This is a genomic window from Microbacterium panaciterrae (assembly GCF_039541635.1).
Classification (GTDB): domain Bacteria; phylum Actinomycetota; class Actinomycetes; order Actinomycetales; family Microbacteriaceae; genus Microbacterium; species Microbacterium panaciterrae.
On sequence record NZ_BAABGP010000017.1, the window covers coordinates 86,218 to 105,945 of the forward strand.

General features: G+C 69.9%; 15 protein-coding genes. 11 read left to right on the forward strand and 4 right to left on the reverse strand.

The annotated features are described in order from the left end of the window. Positions 1 to 14 precede the first annotated feature (14 nt). The 3 genes from ABD882_RS12550 to ABD882_RS12560 all read left to right on the forward strand — a co-directional run bounded on the left by ABD882_RS12550 (position 15) and on the right by ABD882_RS12560 (position 5,719). Complete coding sequence (locus tag ABD882_RS12550; RefSeq protein WP_345187407.1) at positions 15 to 3,422, forward strand: pyruvate carboxylase; 3,408 nt, start codon at positions 15 to 17, stop codon at positions 3,420 to 3,422. A gap of 102 nt (positions 3,423 to 3,524) precedes the next feature. After that, a complete protein-coding gene (locus ABD882_RS12555) occupies positions 3,525 to 5,228 on the forward strand; it encodes a MinD/ParA family ATP-binding protein (protein WP_345187408.1) in 1,704 nt (567 codons plus the stop codon). Then, the gene (locus ABD882_RS12560) at positions 5,228 to 5,719 is read left to right on the forward strand and encodes a peptide deformylase (RefSeq protein ID WP_345187410.1); all 492 of its coding nucleotides are present in this window, start codon (positions 5,228 to 5,230) and stop codon (positions 5,717 to 5,719) included. The genes ABD882_RS12555 and ABD882_RS12560 overlap by 1 nt, the downstream gene beginning before the upstream one ends. A 186-nt stretch (positions 5,720 to 5,905) precedes the next feature. Here ABD882_RS12560 and ABD882_RS12565 read toward each other — a convergent pair whose 3' ends face one another. Then, positions 5,906 to 7,732, reverse strand: coding sequence for an AMP-dependent synthetase/ligase (locus ABD882_RS12565; RefSeq protein WP_345187412.1), 1,827 nt, complete (start codon positions 7,730 to 7,732; stop codon positions 5,906 to 5,908). 171 nt (positions 7,733 to 7,903) lie between these two features. On the opposite strand from ABD882_RS12565, the gene ABD882_RS12570 reads away from it, so the two are divergent. Both ABD882_RS12570 and ABD882_RS12575 read left to right on the forward strand, forming a co-directional pair. Continuing rightward, positions 7,904 to 8,599: a lysophospholipid acyltransferase family protein gene (locus tag ABD882_RS12570; RefSeq protein WP_345187414.1), complete on the forward strand. Its 696-nt coding sequence runs from the start codon at positions 7,904 to 7,906 to the stop codon at positions 8,597 to 8,599. Between the two features lie 38 nt (positions 8,600 to 8,637). Further along, positions 8,638 to 9,972 carry a class II 3-deoxy-7-phosphoheptulonate synthase gene (locus ABD882_RS12575; RefSeq protein WP_345187416.1) on the forward strand — a complete coding sequence of 445 codons (1,335 nt, stop codon included), beginning with the start codon at positions 8,638 to 8,640 and terminating at the stop codon, positions 9,970 to 9,972. 170 nt (positions 9,973 to 10,142) lie between these two features. On the opposite strand, the gene pknB is transcribed toward ABD882_RS12575, so the two are convergent. Next, complete coding sequence (gene pknB, locus ABD882_RS12580; RefSeq protein WP_345187417.1) at positions 10,143 to 12,074, reverse strand: Stk1 family PASTA domain-containing Ser/Thr kinase; 1,932 nt, start codon at positions 12,072 to 12,074, stop codon at positions 10,143 to 10,145. Between the two features lie 94 nt (positions 12,075 to 12,168). Then, positions 12,169 to 13,386, reverse strand: coding sequence for a muramidase family protein (locus tag ABD882_RS12585; RefSeq protein WP_345187419.1), 1,218 nt, complete (start codon positions 13,384 to 13,386; stop codon positions 12,169 to 12,171). Between the two features lie 179 nt (positions 13,387 to 13,565). On the opposite strand from ABD882_RS12585, the gene ABD882_RS12590 reads away from it, so the two are divergent. Continuing rightward, positions 13,566 to 13,916 (forward strand): Rv2175c family DNA-binding protein, encoded by a 351-nt coding sequence (locus ABD882_RS12590; RefSeq protein ID WP_345187421.1) that lies wholly within the window; start codon positions 13,566 to 13,568, stop codon positions 13,914 to 13,916. Positions 13,917 to 13,925: 9 nt separating this feature from the next. Here ABD882_RS12590 and ABD882_RS12595 read toward each other — a convergent pair whose 3' ends face one another. Continuing rightward, complete coding sequence (locus ABD882_RS12595; protein WP_345187423.1) at positions 13,926 to 15,011, reverse strand: polyprenyl synthetase family protein; 1,086 nt, start codon at positions 15,009 to 15,011, stop codon at positions 13,926 to 13,928. Positions 15,012 to 15,147: 136 nt separating this feature from the next. On the opposite strand from ABD882_RS12595, the gene ABD882_RS12600 reads away from it, so the two are divergent. The 5 genes from ABD882_RS12600 to ABD882_RS12620 all read left to right on the forward strand — a co-directional run bounded on the left by ABD882_RS12600 (position 15,148) and on the right by ABD882_RS12620 (position 19,679). Beyond that, positions 15,148 to 15,519 carry a DUF3040 domain-containing protein gene (locus tag ABD882_RS12600; protein ID WP_345187425.1) on the forward strand — a complete coding sequence of 124 codons (372 nt, stop codon included), beginning with the start codon at positions 15,148 to 15,150 and terminating at the stop codon, positions 15,517 to 15,519. Between the two features lie 252 nt (positions 15,520 to 15,771). Continuing rightward, positions 15,772 to 16,203, forward strand: coding sequence for a division/cell wall cluster transcriptional repressor MraZ (gene mraZ / locus ABD882_RS12605; protein ID WP_345187427.1), 432 nt, complete (start codon positions 15,772 to 15,774; stop codon positions 16,201 to 16,203). Positions 16,204 to 16,303: 100 nt separating this feature from the next. After that, on the forward strand, positions 16,304 to 17,272 hold the full coding sequence (rsmH, locus tag ABD882_RS12610) for a 16S rRNA (cytosine(1402)-N(4))-methyltransferase RsmH (RefSeq protein WP_345187429.1): 969 nt from the start codon (positions 16,304 to 16,306) through the stop codon (positions 17,270 to 17,272). Beyond that, positions 17,269 to 17,841, forward strand: coding sequence for a cell division protein FtsL (ftsL, locus tag ABD882_RS12615; protein ID WP_345187431.1), 573 nt, complete (start codon positions 17,269 to 17,271; stop codon positions 17,839 to 17,841). Before rsmH ends, ftsL begins: the two co-directional genes overlap by 4 nt. 56 nt (positions 17,842 to 17,897) lie before the next feature. Then, positions 17,898 to 19,679, forward strand: coding sequence for a peptidoglycan D,D-transpeptidase FtsI family protein (locus ABD882_RS12620; RefSeq protein WP_345187433.1), 1,782 nt, complete (start codon positions 17,898 to 17,900; stop codon positions 19,677 to 19,679). The last annotated feature ends 49 nt before the right edge of the window (positions 19,680 to 19,728 follow it).

The window sequence follows — 19,728 nt, forward strand, 5'->3', positions numbered from 1 at the left end:
CGTTCGAGGTGCCCATGTTCCAGAAGATCCTTGTGGCCAATCGCGGAGAGATCGCGATCCGGGCCTTCCGTGCGGCGTTCGAGGTGGGGGCGCGCACCGTCGCGGTCTTCCCCTGGGAGGATCGCGGATCCCTGCACCGTCTCAAGGCGGATGAGGCGTATGAGATCGGCGAGCGCGGCCATCCGGTCCGCGCCTACCTGAGCGTGGACGAGATCATCCGCGTCGCGCAGCAGAGCGGCGCCGACGCGATCTACCCCGGCTACGGCTTCCTCTCCGAGAACCCCGAACTGGCCGAGAAGGCGGCGCAGGCCGGGATCGCCTTCATCGGCCCGCCCGCGGCCGTGCTCGAGATGGCGGGCAACAAGGTCGAGGCCAAGCGCCACGCGATCGAGGCCGGCGTCCCGGTGCTGCGCTCCACGGAGGAGTCCGACGACGTGGACGCGCTGGTCGCGCAGGCCGACGAGATCGGGTTCCCGCTGTTCGCGAAGGCGGTCGCCGGCGGAGGCGGCCGTGGCATGCGCCGGGTGGAGACGAAGGCCGAACTCGCCCCGGCGCTGGCCGAGGCCATGCGGGAGGCCGCGAGCGCGTTCGGCGACCCGCGGATGTTCCTGGAACAGGCGGTGCTGCGGCCGCGTCACATCGAGGTGCAGATCGTCGCGGACGCCGCGGGGGAGACCGTGCACCTCTTCGAGCGGGACTGCTCGGTGCAGCGCCGCCACCAGAAGGTGGTCGAGATCGCTCCCGCGCCGAACCTGGACGACGGGATCCGCCGCGCGCTGCACGGCTACGCGGTCGCGTTCGCCCGCTCGATCGGCTACCAGAATGCCGGCACGGTCGAGTTCCTGCTGGAGACGGCGGGCCCCCGCACCGGCGAGGTCGTGTTCATCGAGATGAACCCGCGGATCCAGGTGGAGCACACGGTCACCGAGGAGATCACCGACGTCGATCTCGTGCAGACGCAGATCCGGATCGCCGCGGGCGAGACGCTGGGCGAGCTGGGACTGCTGCAGGAGGACATCCACCAGCGCGGCGCCGCGCTGCAATGCCGGATCACCACGGAGGATCCGACCCAGGGGTTCCGCCCCGACACCGGCAAGATCACGACCTACCGCTCACCGGGCGGCGCCGGCATCCGCCTGGACGGCGGCACGGTGCATCAGGGTGCGCAGATCAGCCCGCACTTCGACTCGATGCTGTCCAAGCTCACCTGCCGCGGGCGGGACTTCGCCGCGGCGGTCTCCCGGGCCCGCCGGGCACTGGCCGAGTTCCGGATCCGCGGCGTCTCGACGAACATCCCGTTCCTGCAGGCGCTGCTGGAGGATCCGTCGTTCCTGGCCGGCGACATCAGCACCTCGTTCATCGACGAGCGTCCCGAGCTGCTCGTGGGGCGGGTTTCGAAGGACCGCGGCTCGAAGGTCCTGAACTGGCTCGTCGACGTCACCGTGAACAAGCCGAACGGCACGAGGGTGGGGCACGTCGAGCCGCGCACCAAGCTGCCCGTGATCGATCTCGACGCCGCTCCCGCGCCGGGATCGCGGCAGCGGCTTCTCGAGCTGGGACCTGCGGGCTTCGCCGCCGAGCTGCGCGCGCAGACCCGGCTCGCCGTCACCGACACCACCTTCCGCGACGCGCATCAGTCGCTGCTCGCGACGCGGGTGCGCACCCGCGATCTCGTCGCGGCCGCCCCCTACCTCGCGCGGCTCACCCCGGAGCTGCTGAGCGTGGAGGCTTGGGGCGGGGCGACCTACGACGTCGCCCTGCGGTTCCTCGGCGAGGACCCGTGGCAGCGATTGGACAAGCTGCGCGAGGCGCTGCCGAACGTGGCGATCCAGATGCTGTTGCGCGGGCGCAACACGGTCGGCTACACGCCGTACCCGACGGCCGTGACCGAGGCGTTCGTGCAGGAGGCCGCGACGAGCGGCGTCGACATCTTCCGCATCTTCGACGCCCTCAACGACGTGTCCCAGATGCGCCCCGCGATCGACGCCGTGCGCGCCACCGGGATCGCGATCGCCGAGGTCGCGCTGTGCTACACGGGCGACCTGCTGGATCCCGCCGAGAACCTGTACACGCTGGACTACTACCTGCGTCTCGCGGAGCAGATCGTCGCCTCCGGCGCGCACGTCCTCGCGATCAAGGACATGGCCGGCCTGCTCCGCCCGGCCGCCGCCGCCCGCCTCGTGTCGGCCCTGCGCGAGCGTTTCGACCTGCCGGTGCATCTGCACACCCATGACACGCCGGGCGGCCAGCTCGCGACCCTGCTCGCGGCCAGCGCTGCCGGCGTGGACGCGGTCGACGCCGCCTCCGCTCCGCTGTCCGGGACGACGAGCCAGCCCTCCCTCTCGTCGCTCGTGGCCGCGCTCGCGCACACTGAGCGCGACACCGGGCTGTCGCTGGCCGCCGTCTCCGACCTCGAGCCGTACTGGGAGGCCGTGCGCAACGTGTACGCGCCGTTCGAGTCCGGCCTTCCCGGACCCACCGGGCGCGTCTACCATCACGAGATCCCGGGCGGGCAGCTGTCGAACCTCCGCCAGCAGGCCAAGGCACTGGGACTGGCCGAGGACTTCGAGCTCATCGAGGACATGTACGCGGCCGCGGACCGGATCCTGGGCCGGGTGCCGAAGGTCACGCCCTCGTCGAAGGTGGTCGGCGACCTCGCTCTGCACCTCGCCGCGGTGCGCGCGGACCCGGCCGACTTCGAGGCGAACCCGGAGAAGTACGACATCCCGGACTCGGTGATCGGCTTCATGGCCGGCGAGCTCGGCGATCTGCCCGGCGGGTGGCCCGAGCCGTTCCGTTCCAAGGTGCTCGCAGGCCGCACCGTGCGGGTCGGGGTGACCGACATCTCCGCTGAGGACGAGCAGGCCCTCGGCGCCGACAGCAACACCCGTCGCGCGACCCTGAACCGACTGCTGTTCCCGGCGCCGACCCGCGAGTTCCTCGCCGTGCGCGAGCAGTACGGCGACCTGTCGGTGCTGGACACCGCCGACTACCTGTACGGCCTCGCGCCGGGGCAGGAGCATCTCATCGAGATCGATCGCGGCGTGCAGCTGTACGTGGGGCTGGAGTCGATCGGCGAGGCGGATGAGAAGGGGATCCGCTCGGTGATGACGACCCTGAACGGCCAGCTCCGCCCCGTTGCCGTCCGCGACCGCTCGGTCGTGGTGGACGCGCACGAGGTCGAGAAGGCCGACACGTCCAAGCCCGGCCAGGTCGCCGCCCCGTTCTCGGGCGTGGTCACCCTGAAGAGCGAGGTGGGCGACTCCGTGCGAGCCGGTGAGCCGGTCGCCTCGATCGAGGCGATGAAAATGGAGGCGGCCATCACCGCTCCCGTGGACGGCGTCATCGAGCGTCTGGCGATCGGATCCCCGCAGCAGGTCGACGCCGGGGATCTCCTCGTCGTGATCCGTCCTTCCCGCTGACCGGGGCTTCGGCGCTCGGCACGATCCGGACATCGCCTCTGGCGTGCATTAGCCTTGTGCGGGCGACGCGCTCGAGGGGAGGGCGTCCCGGGGAGACACAACATGACCACAGAACGCAGGAATCCGCCACCCGAGGACGCCGACGACAGTCTCGGCGTCCTTGACAGCGCCGTCGACATCGGCACGGCAGGCATCGGCCTGCTCGGCGACGCGACCGCCCAGGTTCCGGTGACGCTGCCGGGCGTCGAGGACGACGATCTCGTGGATGACGACGTCGTCGACGGCGAGGCGTATGGCGACCGCGTGCTCGACGCGGATCCGGCGGCTTTCGTCCGCGAGGACGACGGCATCGGACGGATCCACCAGGGTTTCGACGTCTCGGACATCGTGATCGAGATCCCGGCCGGTTCCGCGACGGACGTGGTCGTGGCAGAGCTCGTGGACGATGGTGCGGATGCCGAGCACGCCGATGAGGCGACCGAGGCTCACGCAACGGACACGACACCCCCGTCCGAGCGCGAGCCGGACGTCGCGCGTGCGACGGAGCAGGTCGTCGAGCACCGCGAGGCGGCCGGCCTGGAAACGGGCCTGGCCGAGGTCGACGACGTCGAGGCGTCCGAGTCCGTCGAACCCACCCCCGGACCCGTGCAGGCGGAGCTCGCGCACGAAGAGCCCTCGCCCGTGGAGCCCGCGCACGCGGAGCACGACGGAGTCGGCGCGCCGGACGAGATCGCCCCGATGCCGGTGCTCGCCGTGCACACCTCCGTTCCTGCCGCCGAGGAGGAGATCGTGACCCCTGAATCCGCTCACGTCCCGGAGTCCGAGCTCGTCTCGCGTCGCCTGGACCAGTTCGCCGATCGCGAGCGGGAGAGCGCGGATCTGCTCACCGCCGACCGGCTGCTCGATCCGAGCCAGCTGCACAGGCCCGAGCCGGAGGGGCTCTGGAGCCACCTGGTGTACGCGGTGTCCGGGCGTCGGATCAACCTCGGCGACGGCAGGCGCGCCAAGGAGCGCAAGGCACTGAGTGCGCGCATCGCGGCTCCGCTGCCCGGCACGGCGCGGTTCGTGCCGGTGCTCAGCCGCAAGGGCGGCGTCGGCAAGACCACGGTGACGGCGCTGCTCGGCATGGCGCTGGCCGATGCGCGAGAGGACCGGGTCATCGCCGTCGATGCGAACCCCGACCGCGGGACCCTGGCCGATCGCATCGCGCGGACCAACAGCAAGACCGTGCGCGACCTCGTCCGCATCCACGATCAGGTCACCGGGTATCACGACATCTCCGCCGTGGTGTCGCGCGACGGCACCCGGCTCGACGTGCTCGCCTCCGACGCCGACCCCCGCGTCTCCGAGGCGTTCAGCGACATCGACTACGAGCAGGTGGCCTCGGTCGCGGCGCACTACTACTCGCTCGTGCTCACCGACACGGGCACCGGGATCGTGCACTCCGTGATGGGGGCGACGCTGGAACACGCGGACACGATCGTGATCGTCGCCGGGCTCAGCGTGGATGAGGCGCGTCTCGCCTCCGAGACGCTCACCTGGCTGGAGACGAACGGCTACGCGGACAAGGTGCGCGCAGCGGTCGTGGTGCTCAACCAGTCGACCCCGGGAACGCCCATGGTGCGCCTGGACGAACTGGAGGCGCATTTCCGGACCAGGGTCGCGCACGTGCTGCGGATCCCGTACGACTCGCAGATCGCCGCGGGCAGCGCCATCACCTACTCCGCACTGCAGCCGGAGACCCGGCGTGCCGCGCGCGAGCTGGCCGCCGTCGTGGTCGAGGGCCTCCGGGCGCAGGCAGCCTGATGACGGTCAGAGAGATCCGCCTCTTCGGCGACCCGGTGCTGCGCACGGTGTGCGCCGAGATCGGGACGATCGACGACGGCGTCCGCGCGCTCATCGCCGACCTCGTCGACAGCGTCGAGCTGCCGGGCCGGGCAGGAGTGGCCGCGCCCCAGATCGGCGTCGCGCTGCGGGCGTTCAGCTACAACATCGACGGTGACATCGGCTACGTCATCAACCCGGTGCTGACCGAGGTGCGCGGCGAAGCGGTGCCGACCGGCGAGGGCTGCCTGTCGGTGCCGGGGCTGTGGCACGACGCCCTGCGGCACCCGTGGGCCCGCGTGGAGGGCATCGACCTCGACGGTGAGCCGGTCATCCTGGAGGGGGAGGGGCTGCTGGCCCAGGCCCTGCAGCACGAGACCGACCACCTGGACGGCAAGGTCTACCTCTCCCGGCTGGATCCGGAGACCCGCAAGAGAGCGATGCGCGAGGTGCGCGAGAGCTCCTGGTTCTGAGGGGCTGATCGGATCGCGGCGGCTCCGGGGCCGTGATCTGGCCCGCTCCGGGGTCGTGATCTCGTCCGCGCGGTCCCGAGCGGGACTCCGTCGCAAGCTCCGGAGTCCCGCTCCCGCCAGACCCGGTGCCTGCGCGGACGAGATCACGCCCCCTGCGCTCCCTCTTCGGGGTCGTCGAGCGTGCGGTCAGCCCAGGGGGACGGTGGTGGTCGCCGTGGTCTGGTTGTAGAGCTCGGCGATCTGCGGGGCGAAGTCGCTCAGGATCACGTTGCGCTTGATCGACAGCTTCGGGGTGAGGTGTCCGCTGGCCTCGGTCCACTCGGTCGGCAGGATCGTGAACTTGCGGATCGACTCCGCCCGCGACACGCGCGTGTTCGCCGTGTCGATGGCGCGCTGCACCTCGGCCCGCACCGCGTCGTTGGTCGCGGCGTCCGCGAGCGTCATGTCAGAGGGGAGACCATTGTTCGACAGCCAGGAGGGCAGCATCTCGGGGTCGAGCGTGACCAGGGCCGAGATGAACGGCTTCGCGTCTCCCACCACGACGACCTGACTCACGATCGGGTTCGCGCGGATCGGATCCTCGAGGGCGGCGGGGGAGACGTTCTTGCCGCCCGCGGTGACGATGATCTCCTTCTTGCGCCCGGTGATCGTGAGGAAGCCCTCGTCGTCGAACGAGCCCAGGTCGCCGGTGCGGAACCAGTCGCCGTCGAAGGCGGCGGCGGTCGCCTCGGGGTTGTTCCAGTACTCCTTGAAGACGTTGACGCCGCGCACCTCGATCTCGCCGTCGTCGCCGAGACGCAGGCCGACACCGGGAAGGGCGGGGCCGACCGTGCCGATCTTCGCCTTGTCGGCGAGGTTGACGGTCGCGGGGGCCGTGGTCTCGGTGAGGCCGTAGCCCTCCAGGATCACCACGCCGAGGCTGTGGAAGAAGTGCCCCAGGCGGGCGCCGAGCGGCGCGGATCCGGAGATCGCGTACTGCACGTTGCCGCCCATCGCGGCGCGGAGCTTCGCGTACACGAGCTTGTCGAACAGTGCGAATTTCACGCGCATCCCGAACGGGATCTTCGCGCCCTCCTCGCGCAGCCGCGAGTGCTCGATCGCGGTCGCCGCAGCGGCCCGGAAGATCTTGCCCTTCCCGCCCGCCTCGGCCTTCTGCTCGGCCGAGTTGTAGACCTTCTCGAACACGCGCGGGACCGCGAGCAGGAAGGTCGGCTTGAAGGATCCGAGCGCCGGCAGCAGCTGCCGGGTGTCCGGCTGGTGGCCGGTGCGCACGCCGGCGTGGATGTCGAGGATCGAGATGAACCGGGCGAACACGTGCGCGGTGGTGATGAACAGCACCGTCGACGCGCCCTGGATGGACACGACGTCGTCGAGCGACTTCGCGGCGTTGCGGCACAGCTCCACGAAGTTGCTGTGTGTGAGCACGCAGCCCTTGGGGCGCCCGGTGGATCCGGACGTGTAGATCAGGGTGGCGATGTCGGCGGCGTTCGCGATGGTGCGGCGGCGTTCGATCTCCTCATCCGGCACGTCGACGCCCTGCGCGGTGAGCTGCGCGATCGCATCCAGGTGCATCTGCCACACCGTGCGGACGAGCGGAAGGTCGCTGCGCACCTCGTCGAAACGCGCGAAGTGGTCGGGGTTCTCGACCATCAGCGAGATCGCACCGGAGTCCTCGAGGATCCACTGGATCTGCGACGGCGAGCTGGTCTCGTAGATCGGGACCATGACCGCGCCGGCGTAGAACAGCGCGAAGTCGACGAGCGTCCACTCATAGGTGGTGCGCGCGAGGAAGCCGACCTTCTCGCCCGGCTGGATCCCTGCGGCGACGAAGCCCTTGGCCAGGGCGATGACCGACGTGCGGAAGTCGGCGGCGGTGATGTCGCGCCAGCCGGCGCCGTCGGGCACCGAGAACAGCGCGAGGCTCGGGGTCTTCTGCACGCGCTGCTCGAGGAGGTCGGTGATGTTGTCCTGGGGGGCGGCGGGGACGATCGCGGGAACTTCGAACTGGATCACGGCAACTCCTTCGGTACCGAAACGGGTACATGCTTGTCTGGAGTCTATGCCATGCGGCGCCTGGGGAGGAGGCCGCGCGCGTGACATTCAGTCGCACCGTTCTTGAAACTGCGTCGCATCGCAGGCGTCGTGCCCTCGTGCCCGGTGACAGGGCGGGATAGACTGCGGGCGATGATCTACTGGTTCATGAAGAACATTGCGATCGGGCCGCTGGTGAAGGCGATCTTCCGACCGTGGATCGTGGGGCGCTCGCACGTCCCGACCTCGGGCGCGGCCATCATGGCGAGCAACCACCTGTCCTTCTCCGACTCGATCTTCCTGCCGCTCATGCTGGACCGGAAGATGTCCTTCCTCGCGAAGAGCGACTACTTCACGGGGCGCGGCCTCAAGGGCTGGGCCACCAGGATGTTCATGAAGGGCACCGGGCAGCTGCCCATCGACCGCTCGGGGGGCAAGGCCTCCGAGGCCTCGCTCAACACCGGCCTCCGCGTCCTCGGCCGCGGCGACCTGCTCGGGATCTATCCAGAGGGCACGCGCAGCCCCGACGGCAAGCTGTACCGCGGCCGCACCGGCATCGCACGGATGGCACTCGAGGCGAAGGTGCCGGTGGTCCCCGTCGTCATGGTCGACACCGACGTCGCGATGCCGACCGGGCAGCGGATCCCGAAGATCATGCGTGTCGGCATCGTGATCGGGGAGCCGCTGGACTTCTCCCGCTACGCCGGGATGGAGAACGACCGCTACATCCTGCGCTCCGTGACGGACGAGATCATGGTGGCCTTGCAGCGGCTGGGGGAGCAGACCTACGAGGACGTCTACGCGTCCACTGTCAAGGAGCGTCTGGCCGCTGTCACACAGGCCCGCTGAGGCGATCCGGGTGCTCGCGCGCGCCCTAGGATAGGGGGATGCCCCAGCCTCTGGACCTCGACTCGTGGCGCACTCTTCCCATCAAGCAGCAGCCGCAATGGCCTGACGCCGAGCGCGTCGCGGAGGTCTCCGCGCAGATCTCCGTGCTGCCGCCGCTGGTGTTCGCCGGCGAGGTGGACAACCTCCGCGATCGCCTCGCACGCGCGGCCTCGGGGCGCGCGTTCCTGCTGCAGGGCGGCGACTGCGCCGAGACGTTCGCCGGCGCCACCGCCGACCAGATCCGCAACCGCATCAAGACGGTCCTGCAGATGGCCGTCGTGCTCACCTACGGCGCCTCGATGCCCGTGGTCAAGATGGGGCGCATGGCGGGCCAGTTCGCCAAGCCGCGCTCGAGCGACACCGAGACCCGCGGCGACGTCACCCTGCCCGCGTACCGCGGCGACATCGTCAACGGCTACGACTTCACCGAGGGATCGCGCGTCGCGAACCCCGGCCGGCTGCTGCAGGGCTACAACACCGCGGCATCGACGCTGAACCTGATCCGCGCGTTCACCCAGGGCGGGTTCGCGGACCTCCGCGAGGTGCATTCGTGGAACAAGGGCTTCGCGCAGAACCCGGCGAACCAGCGCTACGAGCGGATGGCCGCCGAGATCGACCGCGCCATCAAGTTCATGGAGGCCGCGGGCGCCGACTTCGACGAGCTCAAGCGCGTCGAGTTCTTCACCGGCCACGAGGGCCTGCTGATGGACTTCGAGCGCCCGATGACCCGCATCGACTCGCGCACGCTGACGCCGTACAACACCTCGGCGCACTTCCTCTGGATCGGCGAGCGCACCCGCGAACTGGACGGCGCGCACGTCGACTACTTCTCGAAGATCCGCAACCCCATCGGCGTGAAGCTCGGCCCCACGACCTCGCCGGAGACCGCGCTCGCGCTGATCGACAAACTCGACCCCGAGCGCGAGCCGGGACGTCTCACCTTCATCACGCGCATGGGGGCGGGCAAGATCCGCGATGCCCTGCCGCCGCTGCTGCAGGCCGTGAAGGATTCCGGCGCGCAGCCGCTGTGGGTGACCGACCCGATGCACGGCAACGGCATCACGACGCCGACCGGTTACAAGACCCGTCGCTTCGACGACGTGGTCGACGAGGTGCGCGGCTTCTTCGAGGCGCACCGTGCCGTGGGGACCTTCCCCGGCGGGATCCACGTGGAGCTCACCGGCGACGACGTCACGGAGTGCCTGGGCGGATCCGAGCACATCGACGAGGCCGCGCTCGCGACCCGCTACGAGTCGCTCTGCGACCCGCGCCTGAACCACATGCAGTCGCTCGAGCTGGCCTTCCTCGTCGCCGAGGAGCTCGAGAAGCGCTGACGCCTCGGGACTGACCGCGCGGGGACCCGCTCCGCGACCGTGAGGTCGAGCGCGCGGTCCCCCGCAGGCGCTCCCTCGCAAGCTCGGGAGCGCCTGCTCCCGCCAATCCCGATGCCTGCCGCTCGACCTCACGGTCGCTGCGCTCCGGATGTTCCTCTGGGGGCGTCGACTTAGAACGAGCCTGTGATCGTAATCGTCACGGTCGCGTTTTTGGGCGCTTTGTCGGATGGATCTTGCGAGCTCACCTTTGTGACGCCATCTACGACTGCATCCCACAATGGGCTATAGCTGACCTTGAATCCTGCGTCGCTGAGCGTAGCTTTTGCCTTGTCTCGAGTCATACCGACGACGTTCGGGACGTCGAACAGCTGCGGGCCCTTCGACACGTCGAGCGTGATCGTGTCGCCGGGGCGCCAGTTGCCGCCGCCGTCGCGGTCGGCGTAGCCCAGCACGCGGTCCTTCGGCACGGTGTCGCTGTACTCGGAGTTCACATCGGGATTGACCTTCAGGCCCACGCCGACGAGCCGGTTCGTGGCGTCGCCGACGGTCATCCCCGACACGTCCGGCACGGAGCCCAGGGAGACGAGGAGCCGGATCGCGTCGCCCTGGTGGGCGCTGCAGCCCTCGCCGCACTCGACCGTGGCACCGCCGCGCGGAGTCACCTCGGCGTTGATCACGATCCCGTTGTCGGCACGGGAGAACAGCATGACCGTGTCCTGCAGCTGGAGATGCAGCGGTTTCAAGGCCTGCTTGGCCTGATCCTGCGTCAGCTCGTTCAGCTTCGGGATGGCGACCACGGCCGGGCCGGTCGAGATCACGACCGTGACCTTCGCGTTCTTGTCCACGCGCGTTCCCGCACCCGGGGTGCTGCGGATCGCGAGCCCGGTCTTCACGTCGAGCGAGTTCTCCTGCGCCTGGACCGGCTTCATGCCGTCCTTGACGAGCTGAGCTGAGGCGACCTCCCAGGTCTTGCCCGCGACATCAGGGACCGACAGCTGGGATCCGGGTCCGGATCCGAACCACCAGCCCGCCGCACCGGCGGCGGCCGCGAGCAGCAGCACCAGCACGAGCAGGAAGGCCCCGCGGGAACGACGCTGGGCGGCGCGGCGGCGCAGCAGCGTCGCGTTGTCGACGGCGACGTCGGCGACCGCGGTCGGCGCTGTCGGGGCGGTGATGCCGGGCAGGATCAGGGTCTGATCGCCGGTGTCGCGCATCGGGATGACGCTCGTCTTCGCCGTCGTGGGACTCGGCGCCACCCCCAGTTCGTGCTCGATGGCGCGCAGCCGGTCGAGCATCTCCTGAGCGTCGTTCGGACGTTCGTCCGGAGACTTCTCGGTCGCCCACAGCACGAGCTCGTCGAGCGGCTCAGGGACTCCGGGATTGCGCACGCTCGGCCGCGGCACCGAATCGGTCGCGTGCTGGAAGGCGATCTGCATGGGCTGCTCGCCCTTGTACGGTTGCTCGCCGACGAGCATCTCGTAGAGCATGATGCCCAGCGCGTAGATGTCGCTGCGGGCGTCGGCCGTGCCGCGGGTGACCAGTTCGGGGGCGAGGTACGCGATCGTGCCCATCAGCTGCGCGCCGGACGCGGTGTTCGCCGTCGTCGCCCTGGCCAGGCCGAAGTCGCCGATCTTGATCCGGCCGTCCTCGGCCAGCAGCACGTTCTCCGGCTTGACGTCGCGATGCACGATGCCGGCGCGGTGCGCGGCGGCGAGGCCGGACAGCACCGCGTCCATGATCGTGATGGTCTGCGGCACGGTGAGCCGGCGCTGCTCTCGCATCAGCTCGCGCAGCGTGATCCCCGGCAGATACTCCATGACGAGGTAGGCGAGCTCGCCGTCCTGACCCTGGTCGAAGACGTTGACGACATGCGGATCCGCCAGCCGGGCCGCGGCGCGCGCCTCCTGGATGAAGCGGCTCTGGAACACCGAGTCGTCGCTCAGATGACCGTGCATGACCTTGAGGGCGATGCGCCGCTCGAGCCGCAGGTCGGTCGCGACATAGACGGTGGCCATGCCGCCGCGCGCGATCCGGGCGCGCACCCGGTAGCGACCGTCGACGAGCCGCCCGATGAGGGGGTCGGCTTGTTGGCTGGTCGTCACGGCAAGAGTCTATGAAGAACTGCCTGTGAGAGGCGGCAACGGCTCGCGTGCGGGCCCTATTCCGCCCGCATCACGATGCGGTATCGGTGCGGATTCAGCCCAGCGCGGCGAGCCAGGCGTCCGCCTGCGGCTCCCACAGTCCGTAGCGGGCCGGGAAGGCCGAGATCTGCACATCCTGCGCCGCGTCGCTGACCGGGAGATCCTGCCAGCCGGGGATGTCGAGCAGGCCGTTCGTCGACGGCGTGCCCCGGAAGAACGCGGTGATCGCGTAGCCTGCGTCGCTGATCTGCTCCGCCGTGCCCCACCCGGTGCTCGGGCGCTGCTGGAACAGGCCGATGGAGTCGCGATCCCCGCCCGGGTGGTTGGTGAGCGCCGATTCGACCATCGCCGTCGAGAGAGCGATGACGATCCCGCGGTCGGGGACGCCGAGCTGACGGCCGATCTGGATGATGTGCTGCGCGTTCGCGGTCTGCTCCGCAGAGAGCGTCACCTGCGGTGCGGTGTAGGTGTCCACGACGGGAGCGGGCGGGGCGGCTGCCGGGGCGGGGACAGGGACGGGTGCGAGCTGCAGCGTCTGCCCGGGGTAGATGATCGAGCCCGGGCCGAGGCCGTTCGCGGCGTACAGCGCGGCGACGGTCGTGCCGTGCTCGTGCGCGATCGACCACAGCGTGTCCTGGGCCGCCACGGTGTAGCCGCCGCCAGCCGGGGCCGGAGCGGGTGCTTCCGCCGCCGCCGGCGCAGTCGGAGCGGACGCGGGAGCCGCGGCGGCGCCGTCGAGTCGGAGTGCCTGACCCGGGTAGATGACCGAATCTGGTCCGAGAGCGTTGGCCGCGTAGAGCGCCGCGACGGTGGTGCCGTGCTCGTGCGCGATCGACCACAGCGTGTCGCCGGTGACCACGACGTAGGACGCACCCGAGTTCGTGGGTGCGGGCGCCGCAGGTGCCGCGGCGGGTGCGGGAGCCGCCGCGGGGGAGAGCAGCAGCACCTGCCCCGGCTGCAGGATGCTGTCGCGGCTGAGCCCGTTCGCGGCGATCAGTGCGCCCACCGTGGTCTCGAACCGGACGGCGATGTCCCACAGCGTGTCGCCGGACTGCACCGTGTAGCTGCCGCCGGCGGGGGCGGTTTCGAGCCGCGGCGAGACCGACGCCGGGTGCGGCGTGAGGGGCAGCGCGACGAGATGCGGCTCTGGGCGCTGCGCGGAGAAGGTCTCGGCATGGGCCGGAAGCGCGGCGAGCGCCGTCGCGACCGTGGTGAGCACGGCGGTCGGCAGAGCGAGGCTCAACGCGCGGCGCGGAAGCGGTGTGGTCGTCATGGATCCCCCGATTCGGACGTCTTATACCGCACGCGCCTCGATGCGCGTCGATAGAAAGACCGTGTCACGGAAGTTCACCAGAGTCAATTGCCGTGATGGAAGTGATCCATGCGCAGGAAGTGGCGAATGTGATTTCGTGATCGGCTCGGACGACGGCGCCGAGGTGAGATCATGGCTGGGTGTCTGAAACGGAAACGGCGGCTGCGCCGGTCGAATGGCTGACCCTTCCCGATCTGGTCGAGATGCTCGGCGAGCCGCTGGGACGGGTGCATCGCCTGTTCGACGAGCAGCATCTCGTCGGCTCGCGCCGGAACGGCCCGCTCGCGGTCCCCGCCCTCTTCCTGGTGGAGGAGCGGCCGCTCCCGTCGCTGCGCGGCACGATCATCGTGCTGAAGGACGCAGGCTTCACCGACGACGAGACGATCGACTGGCTGCTCGCCGAGGAGGAGTCGATCGGGCGCTCGCCGATTGCGGCGCTCCGCGACGGCCACAAGAGCGAGGTGCGCCGGGTGGCGCGCTCGCTGGCCTGATCGCACCCGTCAGGCGGTGCGCTGGGTCGCGTCCCTGGCCAGCCCGCTCAGCAACTCGAGCGCGCCCGCGTCCAGAGGGGCGCCGCTGAGGGCCGCCTCGCCATCGGCCGCGTAGTCGGCGATCAGCCGTTCCACGCGCCCGAGTGCGCCGGACTCCGCGATCGTCGCCTGCAGGCTCGCGATCTGATCCGGAGTCAGCTGAGGATCCCCGAGCAGCTCATCGACCAGGCGCCGTCCCGGTGCGGCGAGAGCCTCTCTGGTCCATGCGATCAGGAGCGTGCGCTTGCCTTCGCGGAGGTCGTCTCCGGCGGGCTTGCCGGTGACGCGTTCGTCTCCGAAGACGCCGAGCACGTCGTCGCGGAGCTGGAACGCCATCCCGAGCGGATGGCCGAACGCACGCAGAGCCGTGCGCTGCGTCTGATCCGCGCCGGCGAGAGCCGCGCCGATCAGCAGCGGCTGCTCGACGCTGTAGCGGGCGGACTTGAGCGACACGACACGCAGAGCCCGCTCGGCGTGCTCCGCGTCGTCGTTCACGCTCCACGCGGACTCTTCGGCGATGTCCAGGAACTGCCCGATCGTCACGTCGCGGCGCATCCTGGCGTACTCGGCGCGCACGGCGCCCGCATGCGGATCCCCGGCGATGCCGGACTCCAGCAGATCATCGCTCCACGCCACGAGCAGGTCGCCGAGCAGCACGGCGGAGGCGCGCCCGAACTCGGCCGGATTGCCGCTCCAGCCGCGGTCCAGATGGCCGGACTCGAGAGCGCGATGTGCGGCGGGCCGCCCTCGGCGGGTGTCCGAGTTGTCGATCAGGTCGTCGTGCACGAGCGCCGCGGACTGGAACACCTCGAGCGCCGCACAGGCGTCCCAGAGGCCCATCGGTTCTCCCGCGTTTCCGCGGAGCCCTGCCACCGCGGCCCAGCCGGCGTGGCAGAAGCGGGCGCGCAGGCGCTTGCCGCCGTGAAGGGCGCTCTCGGCGGCGGAGACCAGCGTCGCGGCGTCCGGTCCGTAGGCCTCCGTCTCCGCGCGCATCCGCTCCACGAAGCCGGTCAGGCGGGCGGAGACCTGGTCGATGAGATCGGAGCGGGCGGCCACCGCTCCAGCTTAGTGAGCGCGGCGGCGACCGACGCGGGCCTCGGGCGGGATCCTTCCCCCAACTCCAAGGTGATTTCCTAGCCTGCCGGTTCTCCGCGCGCGTAGACTGTGCTCAAGACCACCCGAGGGGGATGAAATGCCACTCTCCGAACAGGAGCAGCGCCTGCTCGATGAGATGGAACGCCATCTCATGCAGAACGACGCCGATGTCGTCTCCGCGCACACCGGCGACCGCGCGCTCAGCTATCGCAACCTGATCTACGGCACCGTGCTGCTGCTGGCCGGCATCGGCGGACTGATCGCCGGGGTCGCCGTCGGCGGCGTCGGCGGGATCATCATCGGAGTGATCGCCTTCGCCGCCATGCTCGGCGGCCTGATGCTGGCCTTCACGCCCGTGCGCCGCACCAGCGGGCGCGGTGAGGGATCCGGGACGAAGACGAAAGAGCCTTCGCCGTCCTTCATGGATCGCATGAACGATCGCTGGGATCGTCGCCACGAGGATCACTGACCTCCTCGACACACGTTTCTGAGGGTCCGGACGCCGCGGCGTCCGGACCCTCTGTGTTGCGCTGATCCTCCCTCTTCCTCCACCCGTCCTCCCTTTCCCTCCACCGGCCCCTGACCCGCGGAAATCCGCGGATCGGGGGCCTTCGTCGTATCTCCGAAAAGCCGCTCGGGATGACGAATGGGTATCAAAATGGAGCAAAGTGGAGTAAAGTGGAGGAAACGTCGTGGAGCGGGGCGGAAGGGGGCGGGGCGCATGTTGCTCGGTACGCATTCCCCCAAGCTCGACGACAAGGGGCGCGTCATCCTCCCCGCCAAGTTCCGCGAGGATCTGGCGGGCGGTGTCGTGGTCACGCGTGGCCAGGATCGCTGTCTCTACGTGTTCAGCACGACGGAGTTCGAGAGCGTGCACGAGCGGATCCGTCAGGCTCCGCTGAGCAACAAGGAAGCGCGGGCGTTCCTGCGGATGTTCCTCTCCGGCGCCAGCGCCGAGATGCCGGACAGCCAGAACCGGATCACGCTCCCCGCTCACCTGCGCACCTATGCGGGGCTGGGTAAGGAGCTCATCGTCACCGGTGTCGGCGCGCACGCCGAGATCTGGGACGCGACGGCGTGGAACGCCTACGCCGAAGGACACGAAGACGCATTCGCCGAGTTGGAGGAGGAGGTGATCCCCGGCCTGTTCTGACCCTGGCTGTGACTCCCAGCCGCTCCCGCCCCGGCGCACCTTCCCCGGTGCCGGGTCGAGCGGATGGGGATCAGAGTCCGGGTCGGACCACGAGGAGCTCATGGACATCCGACGGATCCACACCCCTGTGATGCTCGACCGCTGCGTCGAGCTGCTGACCCCCGCCCTGCAGCACGACGGCGCGATCCTCGTCGACGCCACGCTCGGGATGGGCGGACACGCCGAGGCGTTCCTCGAGCGGCTGCCGAACATCCGCCTGATCGGACTGGATCGCGACACCGACGCCCTGCGGATCGCGGGGGAGCGGCTCGCCCGCTTCGGCGACCGCGTCACGCTCGTGCACACGGTGTACGACGGGATCGGCGAGCACGCCCTCGGCCCCGACGGTGAGCGCGCGTCCGGGATCCTGTTCGACCTCGGCGTCTCCTCGCTGCAGCTGGACGAGGCCGAGCGCGGCTTCGCCTACGCGAAGGACGCCCCGCTGGACATGCGGATGGATCAGACCTCCGGCACGACCGCCGCCGAGGTGCTCGCGACGTTCAGCGAGGGGCAGCTGCGCCGGATCTTCGAGCGCTACGGCGAGGAGAAGCTCGCGGGCCGCTATGCGAGGGCCATCGTGCACGCCCGACAGAGCGCACCGCTGGAGCGCTCTGGACAGCTGGTGGACATTCTGCAGGCGGCGACCCCCGCGGCCGTGCAGCGGGCAGGACATCCCGCCAAGCGGGTGTTCCAGGCGCTGCGGATCGAGGTGAACCGGGAGCTGAACGTGCTCGCGGATGCGATCCCGGCAGCGATGGGCGCCCTGGCCGTGGGCGGGCGCATCGTCGTGATGTCGTACCAGTCGCTGGAGGACCGGCTCGTCAAGCAGGCGTTCGCCGCAGCCTCGGCGTCGACGGCGCCCGCCGGGCTCCCGGTCGAGCTGCCGGAGCACGCGCCCCGGTTCCGGATGCTGACCAAGGGCGCAGAGCAGGCCGACGAGGCCGAGCGCGCGGTCAACCCGCGGGCGATCCCGGTGCGCCTGCGCGCCGCAGAACGTGTGAGAGACGATCAGAGGAGCGCCGCGCGATGAGCCTGGCAGAACGGACACTGCAGCAGCCGGAGCTCGATGAGCCGATCCGGTCCCGCCACCTCCGGGCGGTCGAGCGCCCCTCACGGCGCCGTCGTCCCCGGCTCGCGTACGCGATCGTCGCGCTGGCCGGAGCGGCGCTCATCGGCGCAGCGCAGATCGGGCTGTCGATCGCGACCACCCAGGACTCGTTCGTCGTCGCCCAGCTGAGCCGGCACAGCAAGGAGCTGAACTGGCAGGCGCAGGCCGCGGCCCAGGATCTGGACGGGATCAGCTCGCCGCAGGCCCTCGCGACCCAGGCCGCGAAGATGGGTCTGGTCGTCGGCGGCAGCACGAACTACCTCCGCCTCAGCGACGGCAGCGTCATCGGCGCCGCCGGTCCCGCGGCGTGGTCATCGACCGTGGACCCCACCAAGGACGGCGTCGCGAACGCGCTGGTCCGCGACACGCCGAGCAACGCCTCCGCCGCGAAGCCCGGCACAGGCGTACAACCGAAGACGGGGACAGCGCCGGCGACGCAGGCACCGGCCCCGCCGACGGCAGAAGGCCTGCCGACTCCCACGATCCACTGACCCGGGCGCCACCCCGGATCCTGACCGACAGACAGCGCGCACCGGACGGAGATCCCATGACCACCCGAGCGACCCGGACGCCGCGGCGCCGGACCGTCATCGCCCTCGCCGTGATCCTGGCCGTCATCGTCGGCTTCCTGGTGCGCCTGGTGGACATCCAGGTGGTGAACGCGGCCGCCAACGTGAAGGACTCGGTCGATAACAGTCTCGGTGTCACGCGCACCCTGGACGGCGCCCGCGGCTCGATCGTGGATCAGAACGGCACCGTCCTCGCGGAGAGCCAGCTCGTCTACGACCTGCAGATGGATCCGAAGGCGATGCGCGGCCTGGAGACCTCGAAGAACAAGCCGAAGCTGCCCTGGGCGAAGGCCGCAGACAAGATCGCGGCGATCACAGGCCAGACCGGCGACGAGGTGCGCAAGATCGCCTCCGACGCGCTGGCGGAGAACGCGGACTCGCAGTACGCGATGATCAAGAAGGGACTGAGCACCGACCAGTTCCTGAAGATCCGCGCGCTGGGGCTCGACTACCTCACGCCGGTCTCCCGCAGCGTGCGGGTGTACCCCAACGGCGCCGTCGGCGGCAACCTGATCGGCTTCATCGCGGGCGACGGCGCCAAGGAGGGGCTCGAGGAGGCGCAGAACTCGTGCCTGAGCGCGACCAAGGGCACCGAGACCTACCTCACCGGTCAGGACGGGGTGATCATCCCCGGCAGCGCGACCGAGAAGCCTGCGGTCGACGGCGGCACCGTGAAGCTCACGATCAACACCGAACTGCAGTGGTACCTGCAGCAGATGATCTCCGAGGAAGTCAAGACCCAGGCCGCCAAGAGCGGCACGGTGACCGTGGTGGAGGTCGGCACCGGCAAGATCCGTGCGGCGGCCGAGTTCCCCAGCGTGGATCCCAACGACCCCGCCGCCTCCAACGCCGCGGACCGCGGATCGCGCATCTTCAGCACCAGCTTCGAACCGGGCTCGACGTTCAAGGCGATCACCGCGGCCACGGTCATGCAGGACGCCGGGGCCACTCCCGCCACCTCGGTCACGGCGTCCAGCCACGAGAAGTTCCCGAACGGCGCCGTCATCAACGACGCGTTCGAGCACCCCGCTTACCAGTACACGCTGGCCGGCGCCCTCATCGACTCCTCGAACGTCGCGCTCTCGCACTACGGCGACATGGTGACCGACCAGCAGCGCTACGACGAGCTGGTGAAGTTCGGCGTGGGCAGCAAGACCGCGATCGACTTCCCGGGTGAGGCATCCGGGATCATCCACCCTGTCAAGGACTGGGACTACCAGTCGCACTACACGACCACGTTCGGCCAGTACTACACCGTCACCGCACCCCAGGTCGCCAGCGTCTACCAGACCATCGCGAACGGCGGCCTGAAGGTGCCGCTATCGCTGGTCGAGTCGTGCACGGGCGCCGACGGCAAGGTCACCCAGGCCCCGGCGGCGAAGCCGCAGCGCATCCTGGACGCCGGACTCGACGCCGAACTCAGCCGGATGATCGAGAACGTCGCCGTGCAGGGCAGCGTGTCCGACATGATCAAGGTCCCCGGCTACCGGGTCGCGGCGAAGACCGGAACCGCGCAGAAGCCCGATCCTCTGACCGGCGCGTACAAGGACGGCATCTACTTCACCAGCATGGTCGGCTACGCGCCGGCGGACCACCCGGAGTACGTCGTCGTGGTCACCCTCGACGAGCCCACTAGGGTAACCTCGTCAGCGGCCACCGCGCCCGCCTTCCAGAAGGCGATGACGCAGGTGCTGAAGACCTATCGCGTGCAGCCGTCGACCGTCCCGATGGAACCGCTGCTCCCCAAGTACGTGCAATGATCGCGGTCGCCGCACCGCGCGTCATCGCCTCGGAGGATCCCTTCTCATC